Origin of the sequence: Pelagibius sp. 7325 (assembly GCF_037652055.1) — a bacterium.
Lineage (GTDB): Bacteria > Pseudomonadota > Alphaproteobacteria > Kiloniellales > Kiloniellaceae > Pelagibius.
In genome coordinates this window covers 536,364-549,950 of sequence record NZ_JBBKAH010000002.1, presented here as the reverse complement: position 1 = coordinate 549,950, position 13,587 = coordinate 536,364, and the positions used below count along the sequence as shown (strand labels likewise).

Here is a 13,587-nt window from a genome sequence, read left to right as displayed (position 1 = left end):
GAGGTGGAACCGTCGGTGCGCTTGTTCTCGCGGATAGGTCAGCCGGCGCGGCGCGCCGTCAGGGTGTAGACGCGCGGTTCCGGGTCGCCGTCGTAGCGCACCAGCCGGTAGCGGATCACCAGGACCTCGGTGGCTTCCGGGATCGAGTATTCGACGAACCACTGATTTGGCTGCTTCAAGAAAAGCAATCGGTCTAAGTGAATGGTGTAGATATAGATGCCGCTGTGAACGGTGACCGCCGACGTGTCTATGCCGACGAACAGAACCAAGGAGGGCACGGCCGCGACCGGGCGACCGTCGGCCAGCACTTCGAGAACGTCGATGGCCAGCATCGGGTTGCGGTAGATCGTATCGCCGGGCGCTGTAGACACCGGCAAGGGCAGGAGCCGCTGGAAGGAATAGAACTGGGTCTCCGACGTGGAGAGATCGTCGCCCGACGGATCGCTGCTTAGTGTCGCGGTGCGTGCCGTCGGATCGCCGCTTGATGCCGCGGTGCATGCCGTCAGCATGGCGGCCAGGACGATCGCCGCAAGTGTTGGAAATCTCAAAGTGCTTGTCCCCCGAAGATGTCCGCGTCGGCCAGTTGCAACCATCCTGTACGAAAGGCCGCGTGTATCAAAGGCCGCAGCGTAGCACCTGGGTTCGCTCGGCGGCTGTTGCACCCATCACCCGTCATCCCCGCGCAGGCGGGGATCCATGGCAGAGGCAGGGCGCCAGGCCCATCCGTGGGCCCCGGATCGCGTTCGCTCGCGCTCACTTGTCCGGGGTGACGATTGGGGGGAGGGCCGGAGGTGCGACTGGGGCGCCTACCGCGTCTGCTCGATTCCCGGAATGGCGCGGATCCGCTCCGCGAGAAAATCGACCAGCAGGCGGACGCGGGCAATGCCCGTGCGTTGCGGCACGATCAGCATGTTGAGCGGCACGGAGAGCGGTACGTAGTCGGGGAGGATCACCTCAAGCCTGCCGGCCGACAGGAGGTCGTCTACCAGCCAGCGGTGGGCGGACCCGATGCCGCGCCCGGCGGCCAGGGCCTCGCGGGCGGCAAGCCCGTGGTCGACGCGGAATCTTCCGCCGAAGGGCACCGTATGACGCGCGCCGTCCGGCCCCTGCAGGACGAGCGTGTCGCTTCCGGCCACGTTGGTCATGCGGATGCCCTCGTGGCCGGAAAGGTCCTGCGGCGCGGCCGGCCTGCCGTGCGCCGCCAGGTAGTCCGGCGCCGCGACCAGCAGACGTCGGCTGTGGCCGAGATTTCTCAGTTTCATCGAGCTGTCGGTCAGGGGCCCCAGGCGCAGCGCGACATCGACACCCTCGCGCACCAGATCGACGCGCTCGTCGGTGAGGCTGAGGTCGATGCCGATGTCGGGATGGCGGTCCTGAAAGGCGAAGATCAGCCTGGTCACGTGCAGGACGCCGATGGCCGCCGTGCAGGATATGCGGATGGTGCCGGCGGGCGCACCGCGCGTGGCGCGTGCCTCGTCGCCCGCCTGCTCCACGAGGCGCAGGATCTGCAGGCAGTTGGCGTAGTAACGCGCGCCCTCATCGGTCATCGATACGCGTCGGGTGGTGCGGTTGAGCAGGGGCACGCCCAGGGCCGTTTCCAGCTCGCGCAGATGCCGGGTGATGGTGGACTGGCCGACGCCGAGTTCACGCGCGACCGCCGACAGGCTGCCGCGCTCGGCCACGCGAACGAAGCTGCGCAGGCGCTCGAGGGTGATGTCTGACTTATCCATATTTCGGCACAGTAATATCTATTATCTATATCTAGTGGATCGCGCGCGCCTTAGCTAGATGAGAGGTCGGTTGCCAATCCTTGGAGCACTGACCCATGAAAGTACTGCTTGTCTTCGCCCATCCCGAACCGCGCTCGCTGAACGGCGCCCTGCGCGATGTCGCGGTCCGCGAACTAGAGGCCCAGGGCCACGAGGTGCGCGTCACCGACCTCTACGCCGACGGCTGGAAATCGGAAGTGGACCGCGCCGACTTTCCCTCACTGACACGGGACGAGCGCCTGGTTCCGGCCGCGGCCTCCAAGAAGGCCTTTGAGACCGATACGCAAACCCAAGACGTCAAGGCCGAGATCGAGAAGCTGCTCTGGGCCGATACCCTGATCCTCCAGTTTCCGCTGTGGTGGTTCACGATGCCGGCGATCCTGAAGGGCTGGGTCGACCGGGTGTTCGCTTACGGATTCGCCTATGGCGTCGGCGAGCACAGCGAGAGGCGATGGGGCGACCGCTACGGCGAGGGCACCCTGGCGGGCAAGCGCGCGATGCTGATCGTGACCGCCGGCGGTTGGGAGGAGCACTACGCGGCCCGTGGAGTCAACGGCCCGATCGACGACCTGCTGTTCCCGATCAATCACGGCATCCTCTACTACCCGGGCTATGACGTGCTGCCGCCCTTCGTGGTCTACAGGGTCGACCGTTTCGATGAGAGCGGGTTCGAATCAGTCGCCGAGCGCCTGCGCGAGCGGATGCGGACGCTCGCGACGATCGCACCGATTCCCTATCGGCGTCAGAACGGCGGCGACTATCTGATCCCGAGCATGGCGTTGCGTCCCGACCTAGGCGGGGCGGATACGCAGGGCTTCGCGCTTCACCTCGAGGACGGAGGAGCGGAGGCCAGTCGGAAGACGAAGATCGCCTAGCGGCGGAGTGGTCTGGCCTTCGCCGGGCCTGCGCCCGACGTCGACGCGCGGTTGTGTCCCGCGCAGGCGCCAGAAGACGCACAGATCTCATGGAGAAAAGTTTTGCTCCTGCCACGCCAAAGCTGTCGTCCCGGGGCTTGACCCCGGGACCCAATGCCCCGGTCGCCATAGAGGTCTTTCCTCTGAGGAATGCGGTGTGGCCGGCTGGCAGGATGCAATCGTGGCAAGACAATGCCGCGTGCTGATGCCAATGGGTCCCGGGGTCAAGCCCCGGGACGACAGCGGAGTGCAATCTGCTGTCGTGCGACCGATGTCGCCTACTTCGCCTGCTCCAGCCCCACCAGCGCGCGGGCGAAGTCGCGGGCGGTGAAGGGGCGGAAGTCTTCGGCGCCTTCGCCGACGCCGACCACATGGACCGGCAGACCGAACTTTTCGGCCAGGGCCACCAGGACGCCGCCGCGCGCCGAGCCGTCGAGCTTGGTGACGACCAGGCCGGTGATGTCGACCAGTTCCTTGAAGGTGCCGATCTGGCTCAAGGCGTTCTGGCCGGTGGTGGCGTCCAGCACGAGGACGACATGGTGCGGCGCGCTCGGCTCCACCTTCTTCATGACGCGGGCGATCTTCTGCAGCTCGGCCATCAGCTCGGCCTTGTTGTGCAGGCGCCCGGCGGTGTCGATCAGCAGCAGGTCGTCGCCGGCGGCCTTGGCCTGCTCGACGGCGGTGAAGGCGAGGCCCGCCGCGTCGGCGCCCTGGTTGCCGGCGACCACGGGGCAGCCGGCGCGCTCGCCCCAGATCTTCAGCTGCTCGATGGCGGCGGCGCGGAAGGTGTCGCCGGCGGCAAGGCGCACCTTCAGGCCCTCGCGCACGTAGTGGGTCGCCAGCTTGCCGATGGTGGTGGTCTTGCCGGAGCCGTTCACGCCGACCACCAGAACCACCGTCGGCTTCTGCGCAGGATCGATCGTCAGCGGCTTCGCGACCGGCTCGAGGATACGGGTGATGTCGGCGGCCAGCGCCTCGCGCACCTCGCGCGGGTCGACTTCCTTGTCGAAGCGGGTCTTGGCGAGATTGGCGGTCAGCTTCGCGGCCGTCGTCACACCAAGGTCGGCGGTGATCAGCAGCTCTTCCAATTCCTCCAGCGCCGCGTCGTCCAGCTTGCGCTTGGTGAAGATGCCGGTGATGCCGTCGCCCAGCTTGGAGGACGAACGGCTCAAGCCGGCCTTCAGGCGCTGAAACCAGCCGCCCTTCTTCTGTTCTGTCGTGTCGCTCACGCTGCCGGGGAGAGTTTGTGTTGCAGGGGAACCGCGACGAGGCTGTCGCCGTCGCGCCCGGTGATGGTCACCTCGATGACGGCGCCGACAACGCCGCTGTTCACCAGCACCGGCGCGAAGGTCTCGCTGCGGCCGAACCAGCGGCCGTCGGCTTCCTGCTTCTCGATCAGGACGGAAGCGGTGCGGCCGAGCTGTGCATCGAGGAAGCGGCCGAGCGCCGCCTCGCCGGCGGCGCGCAGCCGCGCCGCGCGCTGCTTGCGCACGGGCCCCGGCACCTGCGGCATCTTCGCCGCCGGCGTGCCCTTGCGGGCGGAGTAGGGAAAGACGTGCAGGTAGGTCAGGCCGCAGTCCTCGATCAGCTTCAGCGAGTTCTCGAACATCGCCTCGGTCTCGGTCGGGAAGCCGGCGATGAGGTCGGCGCCGAAGACGATGTCGGGACGCAGTTCACGCAACGCGTTGCAAAGGTCCACGGCTTCGCGGCGCGAATGGCGGCGCTTCATGCGCTTCAGGATCATGTCGTCGCCGGCCTGCAGCGAGAGATGCAGGTGCGGCATCAGGCGCGGCTCCTCGGCGAGGAGGCGGGTGAGATCGGGATCGAGCTCGATGGCGTCTAGCGAGGAGAGGCGCAGGCGCTTCAGATCGGGCACTTGGGAAAGAAGCCGGCGCAGCATCTGGCCCAGCTTCGGGGTGCCCGGCAGGTCGCCGCCGTAGGAGGTGACGTCGACGCCGGTCAGCACCACCTCGGCAGTGCCCTGCTCGACGAGGGAACGCACCTGGCGCACCACCTCGCCCAGCGGCACCGAGCGGCTGTTGCCGCGGCCGTAGGGGATGATGCAGAAGGTGCAGCGGTGGTCGCAACCCTGCTGCACCTGAACGAAGGCGCGGGTGCGCTCGGCGAAACCGTCGATCAGCTGCGGCGCCGTTTCCGTCACCGCCATGATGTCGTTCACCAGCACGCGCGGCAGGTCTTCGGTTAGGAAGGACTTGTCGAAGCTCTCTGGCTTCAGCTTTTCCTCGTTGCCGATGACGCGGTCGACCTCGGCCATGGCGGCGAAGCCTTGCGGGTCGATCTGCGCGGCGCAGCCGGTGACGATGATCTGCGCGCCGGGGTTCTCACGCCGCGCCTTGCGGATCGCCTGGCGCGCCTGGCGCTCGGCCTCGCCGGTGACGGCGCAGGTGTTCACGATGATGGCGTCGCCCAGACCCGCTGCCTCGGCGTGGCCGCGCATGACCTCGGACTCGTAGGCGTTGAGACGGCAGCCGAAGGTGAGGATACGAGGAGACTTTGTCGGATGGGCGCTCATGACAGCAGCGTCCCGTTCAGCGCGCCATGAAAGGCGGTGGCGACCGGACCGGTCATTTCGACGTGGCCGTTGTCCAGCCACTCGATGGTCAGGCTGCCGCCGTCGAGCACCACCTCGACTTTGCGTCCGGTGAGGCCGCGGCGCGCGGCGGCGACCGCGGCGGCGCAGGCGCCGGTGCCGCAGGCGCGGGTTAGGCCCGCGCCGCGCTCCCACACGCGCAGGCGCAGCCGGTCCTTGCCGATGACCTCGGCGGCGCCGATGTTGGCGCGCTCCGGGAACAGCGGATGATGCTCCAGCGGCGGGCCCAGCTCTTCCAGCGGCAGGCTTTCCACGTTGTCGATGAAGAAGACGGCGTGGGGGTTGCCCATGTTCACGCCGACCGGGTCCTGCAGCGGGCCGTTGCCGATGCCGAGGTCGAGGGTGTCGCGTTCCTCGGAAAGGGGAATGTCGCGCCAGCCGAGGCGCGCCTCGCCCATGTCCACGGTGACGCGGCCCGGGCCGGCGGCCTTGGCGCGCAGCAGCCCGGCAGAGGTCTCGATGATAATCGCATCGCGCCCCAGTTCGCCCATCACCAGGGCGGCCACGCAGCGCGTGCCGTTGCCGCAGGCACCGACCTCGCCGCCGTCGTGGTTGCGGATACGCATGAAGACGTCGGCGCTGCCGTTCGCCGGCGGCTCCAGGATCAGCAGCTGGTCGCAGCCCACGCCCTCGCGGCGGTCGGCGATGGCCTTGGCCAGGGCGTCCGTCAGCGGGAAGGGCTCGGTGCGGGCATCCACGACCACGAAGTCGTTGCCCAGCCCGTGCATCTTGATGAAGGGGCGGCTGCTCATGGGCGGGTTATATGGCCGCGGGGGCCGAAAAGTCCAGGGTCCTGGGCGCAGACGTGCCCTGAGCGCCCCGCCCCAATGTTGCCCAATTGCCGCCCTCTTGACGCGCGTTTTCGCTTTCACGATGTCGCATCGCGCGGGCAGGGGGCCCATGCGGCTGCAAGGGGGAGAATATGATGACCAAGCGCCTCGTCTCGCTGGCCCTGGCGGCCGGCCTCGCCGGCCTGCTCGCCGCCTGCGGGCACTCTGTGCAGACCACCTCGGGCTCGCAGTATCTGGCCGCCTACGAAGGCGACGATGCTGCCGGGGCCGCGACCGACGCGGAGATCGCCGCCGCCGCGAGCGTCGAGCCGCAGCTGCGCTTTCCGGCCCGCATCGGTCTGGCGCGCATCGGCCCGGAGGGGCTGGCGCCGGTGCCGGCGGCGGAAGCGGACTCCTGGCGTGCCCTGGCCGGACGTCTGGGCGGCGGGTATGGGGAGTTCGTGCCGGTCTCGCCGCTGGTCGCCGCCCTGGCGACGCCGGAGGGCGAGGAGCCACAGGCAAGACAGGCCTGCGGCTATTTTGGCTGCCTGGAGAATTCTGCCGACCGCCTGGCACGGGTTGTCCGCCAGGTCCGCCTCGGCGCCGCGCGCCAGCACCTGGATGCGGTGCTGATCTACGAGGCTTTCGGCAACTCCGAGGAGAGCAGCAACCCGCTGGCGGTGACCAAGCTGGCGCTCATCGGCTTCTTCCTGCCGACCGAGAACGTGGCGGCCGAGGGCTTCGCGCAGGCGGTGCTGGTCGATGTGCGCAACGGCTACACCTACGGCACCGCCTCGGCGGTGGCCGAGAAGCCGAGCCACCGGCTCACGACGGTCAGCGACAGCCGCGATGCCCACCGTTCGGCGCTGGCCGAGGCCGAGGCGCGGGCCGTCGCCGGGCTCACCGGCGAGGTCGAGGTCATGGTGCGCGACCTGCGCCTGGCGCTCGCCGAGCGCCGGGCCGGGGAGACCCAGCCCGGCCGCTAGGTTTAGATACTCGCGCGATCGTGATTCCCATAGGTTGTAGACGCAAGGGTCTCTCTACGCTTCCGATTCCGGTGGGGATTCCGCGAAAAGGCGCCGCCAAGGGGCAAAAAAGTGGCCTTATCCTTTTGGATTTTCAAAAAAATGTCGTGTGAATCAGCTTGCTTTTCAACTTGTCTGGCTCTAGGTGTAAAGGCGGTGACGGACGTAAGGTCAGAAGCCGCGGGCACGGTTACATCGCTTTAGGCTCTTGCCTTACAAGGATGCCCTTCCGTCCCTCGATGCTCCCGACAATTCGTGCTTTCACCCGGCCTTGGGGGAGATCCCCCTGGGACGTACTACGTTGAAGTTCGAAGGAAAGACCCAGACATGATCACGGGAACCGTGAAATTCTTTAACACCACCAAGGGCTTCGGGTTCATTGCACCTGAAGATGGCTCCAAGGACGTGTTCGTCCACATCTCCGCCGTCGAGCGCTCGGGCATGCCCCCGCTGGTCGAAGGCCAGAAGGTGAGCTTCGAAGTCCAGGCCGACCCGCGCGGCCCCAAGGCGGTGAATCTGCAGGCCGCTGGCTGAGCTCCAAAGCCAACGGTCTCCTCACCAGGACCGAAAAGCTTTTCGATCCGGCCGCCCAGGTAAGGGCGGCCGTTTTCGTTTGTGCGGCGGGATTTCCCGCTCGTTGCATACGGCTTGACGGGGCGGGCGCGGGCCCCTAAGTTCCGCGCCATTCAGGCCAAGGTGACTTGACCGGCTTAAAGCCCCAAAAGGTTGGGGCGGCCCCGCCAGTCCGCGAGTTTCGCGCGCTGGCGCGAATTGCGTTTGGCCTATTTGAAACCGTGAGACCAGGACCGCACTAGACCGATGTTCGACAGCCTTCAGGAACGGCTTTCCGGCGTCTTCGACAAGCTGACGCGCCGCGGCGCGCTCAGCGAGGCGGACGTCAATGCCGCCCTGCGCGAGGTGCGCGTCGCCCTCTTGGAGGCCGACGTCGCCCTGCCGGTGGTGAAGGACTTCGTCGACGGCGTGCGCGAGAAGGCGGTCGGCCAGGAAGTGCTGCGCTCGGTGACGCCGGGCCAGATGGTGGTGAAGATCGTCCACGACCACCTGGTCGAGACCCTGGGCAGCGAGAGCGTCGGCATCGACCTGCGCGCCACCGCGCCGGTCGGCATCATGCTGGTCGGCCTGCAGGGCTCGGGCAAGACGACGAGCTGTGCCAAGATCGCCAAGCGCCTGCAGGAGCGCGAGAAGAAGAAGGTCCTGATGGCCTCCCTCGACGTGCGCCGCCCGGCCGCGCAGGAGCAGCTGAAGGTGCTGGGCCAGCAGGCGCTGGTCGCCACCCTGCCGATCGTCCCCGGCGAGCCGCCGGTCGCCATCGCCCGGCGCGCCATGCAGACCGGCGCGCTGGAAGGCTACGACGTGGTCATGCTGGACACCGCCGGCCGCCTCGCCATCGACGAGGAGCTGATGGCGGAAGTGGCGGCGGTGCGCGATGCCGCCAAGCCGCACGAGAGCCTGCTGGTCGCCGATGCCATGACCGGCCAGGACGCGGTGAACGTCGCGACCGCCTTCAAGGACCGCGTGGGCCTGACCGGCATCGTGCTGACCCGCGTCGACGGCGATGCGCGCGGCGGCGCGGCGCTCTCCATGCGCGCGGTCACCGGCTGCCCGATCAAGCTGATCGGCGTCGGCGAGAAGCTCGACGCGCTGGAAGGCTTCCACCCGGACCGCGTGGCCTCGCGCATCCTCGGCATGGGCGACGTGGTCTCCCTGGTCGAAAAGGCGGCCGAGTCCATCGAGGCCGAAGAGGCCGAGAAGCTCGCCAAGAAGCTGCAGAAGGGCACCTTCGACCTCGACGACTTCGCCAAGCAGCTGCAGCAGATGCAGAAGATGGGTGGCCTCTCCAGCCTGATGGGCATGCTGCCGGGCATGAACTCGGCGCAGATGCAGCAGATGAAGAAGGCCAAGCTGGACGACAGCGTGGTGAAGCGCCAGCTGGCGGTGCTGTCGTCGATGACGCCGAAGGAGCGCAAGCACCCGGACCTCATCAAGGCCTCGCGCAAGCAGCGCATCGCCAGCGGTTCGGGCACCTCGGTGCAGGATGTGAACAAGCTGCTGAAGCAGCACAAGGATGCGACCCGGCTCATGAAGCGGGTCCAGAAGATGGGGAAGAAGGGCATGATGCGCGGCGGGCTTGGCGGCCTGATGGGCGGCGGAAATCCCTTCGGCTGATCCCCTGAACGACCCTGAACGAACTTAAGAAATCAAACAGTATCCGACGAGAAAGCGAGTAGCAGACATGTCCCTCAAGATCCGTTTGTCCCGCGGCGGCGCCAAGAAGCGTCCCTATTACCGCATCGTGGTCGCCGACTCGCGCAGCCCGCGCGACGGCCGCTTCATCGAGCGCATCGGCTCCTACAACCCGATGGTCGCCAAGGACCACCCGGAACGCCTGACGCTGGACACCGAGCGCGCCAAGCACTGGCTGTCGGTCGGCGCCACGCCGAGCGACCGCGTGAGCCGTTTCCTGGCCGCCGCCGACCTGGTGCCGGCGCGCCGCATCCCGCGCCAGACCACGGCCCACCTGCCCGGCCAGAAGGCGCAGGAGCGTGCCGCCGCCGCCGAGGAGGCCAAGAAGGCCGCCGAGGAAGCTGCCGCCGCGCCGGCTGAAGAGGCCCCCGCCGAGGAAGCCGCTTCCGAGTAACGGGCGGCCGAGGCCTGCGGAGGCGCCGGACCATGGCGGAAGATCGCGCCCCTAGCGATCGGGTTTGCTTAGGGGTCATGGTCGGCGCCCACGGGGTGCGCGGCCTGGTGAAGGTGAAGGCCTTCACCGAAGACCCCGCCGATGTGGCCGCCTACGGTCCGGTCAGCGACAAGAGCGGGCGCCGCCAGTGGCGCCTCCAGGTCGCCGGCCCGGCGCCCGGCAAGGCCGACAGCGTGGTGCTGGTGCGCATCGAGGGCGTGAAGGATCGCGACGCGGCCCAGGCGCTGCACGGCACCGAGATCTATGTCGCGCGGGCCGCGCTGCCGGCGCTGGAGGAGGAAGAGACCTTCTACCACGCCGACCTCATCGGTCTTCGGGTCGAGGACCGCGAGGGCCGGCCCCTGGGCAGGGTGACGGCGGTGGAGAACCACGGCGCCGGCGACCTGCTGGAGATCGAAGCGCCGGACGGCAAACCGCTGCTGCTGGCCTTCACCAAGGCGGTGGTCCCGCTGGTCGACCTGGCCGGCGGGCGCCTGGTGGCCGAGCCGCCGGCGGAGATCGTCGTCCAGCCTTCCAAAGAGGCCGGGGGCGAGGCGGGAGAACCCGAGGAAGAACCGGGAAAAGGTTAATTTTTCCGGGCTTCCACGGGCTCATGGAAAATGCCGCCCAAATGCGGAGGCGGACGGTGGAAGGGCTGGACAAAAGGGTCCCGCGGCGGCATAAAGCGCCGCTTCGGCTCTAGCCGGCCCGGGTAAGGGTAGCGGAAAGCGGGTTGGGAGAGGTCCCATGGCGCCATGGCGATCACAGGTCCTGACGATCTTTCCGGAGATGTTCCCGGGACCGCTGGGGCTGAGCCTGGCCGGCAAGGCTCTGGAGCGCGGGCTCTGGGCGCTCGACGTCCTGGACATCCGGGATTTCGCGCGCGATAAACACCGCAGCGTCGACGATACCCCCTTCGGCGGGGGTGCCGGCATGGTGATGCGCCCCGACGTGGTGGACACGGCTCTCGCCGCCGCCGCGCAAAGGTGGCAGCAGGAACCGGCCCAGGGATTGGCCCGGGAATCGGCTGGGGATCAGGCGGGCGACGTTCCGGTGATCTATCTCTCGCCCCGGGGGCGCCTGCTGACGCAGGACCTGGTGCGGGATCTGGCGGCGGCGCCGGGGGTGACCCTGCTGTGCGGCCGCTACGAGGGTGTCGATCAACGGGTGCTGGAAGCCCGCGGCGTTCTCGAGGTTTCCGTCGGCGACTACATCCTCTCCGGCGGGGAACCGGCGGCCCTGGTGCTGATGGACGCGGTGGTCCGCCTGCTGCCGGGGGTGATGGGGAACGAGGTGAGCTCCGGCGAGGAATCGTTCGGGGCGGAAGGTTTCGAGGGGCTGCTGGAGTATCCCCTCTACACGCGGCCCGCCGAGTGGCAGGGCCGTACGGTGCCGGAGGTGCTGACCTCCGGGCATCACGAGAAAGTCCGCCAGTGGCGTCGCGCCCAGGCGGAGGAGATTACCAGGACGCGCCGCCCGGACCTCTGGGCGCGCTACACGAAGGGCCAGCGCTAGCGCCGGCCATACTGAGGATTGAGAGTCATGAACGTCATCGAGCAGATCGAGAACGAGCAGCGTGGCAAGCTGACCGCCGAGGGCGAGCCGCCGGCCTTCGCCCCGGGCGACACCCTGCGCGTCAACGTGAAGGTCGTCGAAGGCACGCGCGAGCGCGTCCAGGCTTTCGAAGGCGTCTGCATCGCGCGCCGCAACCGCGGCCTGAACTCCTCCTTCACCGTGCGCAAGCTGTCGTACGGCGAGGGCGTCGAGCGCGTCTTCCCGCTGTACAGCCCGCGCATCGATTCCATCGAGGTGGTGCGCCGCGGCGACGTGCGCCGCGCCAAGCTGTATTACCTGCGGGGCCGCACCGGCAAGGCCGCGCGCATCCGCGAGCAGACCACGGGCCACAGCGGCAAGCTGGACGCCGCCGCCCGCGAGGAGGCCGCGACCGCAAAGACCGCGAAGAAGGAAAAGGCCGCCAAGGCCTGACGCCGACGCCTTCCGGGCCGGCGCCCCGCGCGATCGCGGGGACCGCTGCCGGGTAACGGGTTTCGAGGGGTTCCGCCGGCCGCTTTCCGCAAGCGTGCCAGCGGGCCCCTTTTGCTTTTCTCCGGCCCTTTTTCCGGGGCCCTTTTCTCCACCCCTTTCAACGGCCGGGGGGGAGCGCTATCCTCCGGCCCCCGTCTTTTCGGGCCCAAAAAGAACACCCTTAAAAGAACAACCGTGCTTGCAGTTAAGGAACGAGAGAGATGTCCGCGCCGCGTACGCTATTCGACAAGATCTGGGACAGCCATGTGGTCGACCGTCAGGATGACGGCACCTGCCTCATCTACATCGACCGCCACCTCGTCCACGAGGTGACCTCGCCCCAGGCCTTCGAAGGGCTGCGCCTGGCCGGGCGCAAGCTGCGCCACCCCGAGGCGACCCTGGCGGTGCCGGACCACAACGTGCCGACCACCGACCGCACCAAGGGAATCGCCGACGAGGAAAGCCGCATCCAGGTCGAGACCCTGGAGAAGAACTGCGCCGACTTCGGCGTGCCGATCTTCCAGATGAACGACCACCGCCAGGGCATCGTCCACATCATCGGGCCGGAGCAGGGCTTCACCCTGCCGGGCATGACCATCGTCTGCGGCGACAGCCACACGGCGACCCACGGCGCCTTCGGCGCGCTGGCCTTCGGCATCGGCACCTCCGAGGTCGAGCATGTGCTGGCCACCCAGACCCTGATCCAGTCGCCGGCCAAGAACATGCGCATCAGCGTCGACGGCGCGCTGCCGGTCGGCGTCACCGCCAAGGACCTGATCCTGGCGATCATCGGCAAGATCGGCACCGCCGGCGGCACCGGCCACGTCATCGAATACGCCGGCCAGGCGATCCGCGACCTTTCCATGGAAGGCCGCATGACGGTCTGCAACATGTCGATCGAGGGCGGCGCGCGCGCCGGGCTCATCGCGCCGGACGACACCACCTACGACTACATCAAGGGCCGCCCGATGGCGCCCAAGGCCGGTGCCTTCGAGCAGGCGGTGACCTACTGGCGCAGCCTGCCGTCCGACGACGGCGCGCGCTACGACAAGGAAGTGACCCTGGCGGTCGCGGAGATCGACCCGCAGGTGACCTGGGGCACCAGCCCGGAAGACGTGGTGGCGATCACCGGCCGGGTGCCGAACCCGGAGTCCGCGCGCGACGAGAACAAGCGCCAGGCGATGCTCCGCTCGCTGCAGTACATGGGCCTCAAGGCCGACATGCCGATGACCGAGGTGAAGATCGACAAGGTCTTCGTCGGCTCCTGCACCAATGGGCGCATCGAGGACCTGCGCGAGGCCGCCGCCGTCGCCAGGGGCCGGAAGGTGGCCGCCGGCGTGCAGGCGATGGTCGTGCCGGGCTCCGGCCTGGTGAAGGAGCAGGCCGAGCAGGAAGGCCTCGACCGGATCTTCCTCGAGGCCGGCTTCGAATGGCGCGAGCCGGGCTGCTCCATGTGCCTGGCCATGAACGCCGACCGCCTGGCCCCGGGCGAGCGCTGCGCTTCGACCTCCAACCGCAACTTCGAAGGCCGCCAGGGCCGCGGCGGGCGCACCCATCTGGTCAGCCCCGGCATGGCCGCCGCTGCCGCGGTGAAGGGCCACCTGGCCGACGTGCGCGACCTGTAACAAAGCGCGGCGGCGCGAAGAAGGATCTGATTTCCGGCCCTTGCCGGGCAGGTCTTCTCCCTGACCGCGTTTCAGGGACGCCGGCCGGCGCATTGCGCGTCGCGCTGCTCCCTTTGTTCCTGTTCCCGGGCCGCCAGCGCAGTGGCACGA

The 13,587-nt window shown here is 68.3% G+C and carries 14 protein-coding genes; 9 read left to right on the top strand and 5 right to left on the bottom strand.

Going from position 1 to position 13,587, the window contains the following annotated elements; genetic code table 11:
* Positions 1–38 precede the first annotated feature (38 nt).
* Both WDC82_RS04625 and WDC82_RS04620 read right to left on the bottom strand, forming a co-directional pair.
* Positions 39–548: a hypothetical protein gene (locus WDC82_RS04625; RefSeq protein WP_340116083.1), complete on the bottom strand. Its 510-nt coding sequence runs from the start codon at positions 546–548 to the stop codon at positions 39–41.
* 258 nt (positions 549–806) lie between these two features.
* Positions 807–1,730, bottom strand: a complete 924-nt coding sequence (locus WDC82_RS04620; protein ID WP_340116082.1) for a LysR family transcriptional regulator — start codon at positions 1,728–1,730, stop codon at positions 807–809.
* A gap of 95 nt (positions 1,731–1,825) precedes the next feature.
* Here WDC82_RS04620 and WDC82_RS04615 point away from each other — a divergent pair, with 95 nt between their 5' ends.
* On the top strand, positions 1,826–2,644 hold the full coding sequence (locus tag WDC82_RS04615; protein WP_340116081.1) for an NAD(P)H-dependent oxidoreductase: 819 nt from the start codon (positions 1,826–1,828) through the stop codon (positions 2,642–2,644).
* A 317-nt stretch (positions 2,645–2,961) separates the two neighbouring features.
* Here WDC82_RS04615 and ftsY read toward each other — a convergent pair whose 3' ends face one another.
* Genes ftsY through dapF form a run of 3 tightly spaced genes read right to left on the bottom strand, consistent with a single transcriptional unit; the run spans position 2,962 to position 6,046 of the window.
* Complete coding sequence (ftsY, locus tag WDC82_RS04610) at positions 2,962–3,912, bottom strand: signal recognition particle-docking protein FtsY (RefSeq protein WP_340116080.1); 951 nt, start codon at positions 3,910–3,912, stop codon at positions 2,962–2,964.
* Positions 3,909–5,216 carry a tRNA (N(6)-L-threonylcarbamoyladenosine(37)-C(2))-methylthiotransferase MtaB gene (gene mtaB, locus WDC82_RS04605; protein ID WP_340116079.1) on the bottom strand — a complete coding sequence of 436 codons (1,308 nt, stop codon included), beginning with the start codon at positions 5,214–5,216 and terminating at the stop codon, positions 3,909–3,911. The genes ftsY and mtaB overlap by 4 nt, the downstream gene beginning before the upstream one ends.
* Entirely contained in the window at positions 5,213–6,046 is an 834-nt protein-coding gene (gene dapF, locus WDC82_RS04600; protein ID WP_340116078.1) for a diaminopimelate epimerase, read from the bottom strand. Before dapF ends, mtaB begins: the two co-directional genes overlap by 4 nt.
* 173 nt (positions 6,047–6,219) lie before the next feature.
* Here dapF and WDC82_RS04595 point away from each other — a divergent pair, with 173 nt between their 5' ends.
* From WDC82_RS04595 to leuC, 8 genes are all read left to right on the top strand, one after another.
* Entirely contained in the window at positions 6,220–7,050 is an 831-nt protein-coding gene (locus WDC82_RS04595; RefSeq protein WP_340116077.1) for a hypothetical protein, read from the top strand.
* A 366-nt stretch (positions 7,051–7,416) separates the two neighbouring features.
* Entirely contained in the window at positions 7,417–7,623 is a 207-nt protein-coding gene (locus WDC82_RS04590) for a cold-shock protein (RefSeq protein ID WP_340116076.1), read from the top strand.
* A gap of 285 nt (positions 7,624–7,908) precedes the next feature.
* Positions 7,909–9,276, top strand: a complete 1,368-nt coding sequence (gene ffh, locus WDC82_RS04585) for a signal recognition particle protein (protein ID WP_340116075.1) — start codon at positions 7,909–7,911, stop codon at positions 9,274–9,276.
* 67 nt (positions 9,277–9,343) lie between these two features.
* A complete protein-coding gene (gene rpsP, locus WDC82_RS04580) occupies positions 9,344–9,748 on the top strand; it encodes a 30S ribosomal protein S16 (protein WP_340116074.1) in 405 nt (134 codons plus the stop codon).
* Positions 9,749–9,780: 32 nt separating this feature from the next.
* Complete coding sequence (gene rimM, locus WDC82_RS04575; protein WP_340116073.1) at positions 9,781–10,377, top strand: ribosome maturation factor RimM; 597 nt, start codon at positions 9,781–9,783, stop codon at positions 10,375–10,377.
* A gap of 157 nt (positions 10,378–10,534) precedes the next feature.
* A complete protein-coding gene (gene trmD, locus WDC82_RS04570; protein WP_340116072.1) occupies positions 10,535–11,302 on the top strand; it encodes a tRNA (guanosine(37)-N1)-methyltransferase TrmD in 768 nt (255 codons plus the stop codon).
* Between the two features lie 27 nt (positions 11,303–11,329).
* Positions 11,330–11,773 (top strand): 50S ribosomal protein L19, encoded by a 444-nt coding sequence (gene rplS, locus WDC82_RS04565; RefSeq protein WP_340116071.1) that lies wholly within the window; start codon positions 11,330–11,332, stop codon positions 11,771–11,773.
* A 260-nt stretch (positions 11,774–12,033) separates the two neighbouring features.
* The gene (gene leuC / locus WDC82_RS04560; protein ID WP_340116070.1) at positions 12,034–13,437 is read left to right on the top strand and encodes a 3-isopropylmalate dehydratase large subunit; all 1,404 of its coding nucleotides are present in this window, start codon (positions 12,034–12,036) and stop codon (positions 13,435–13,437) included.
* Positions 13,438–13,587 lie beyond the last annotated feature (150 nt).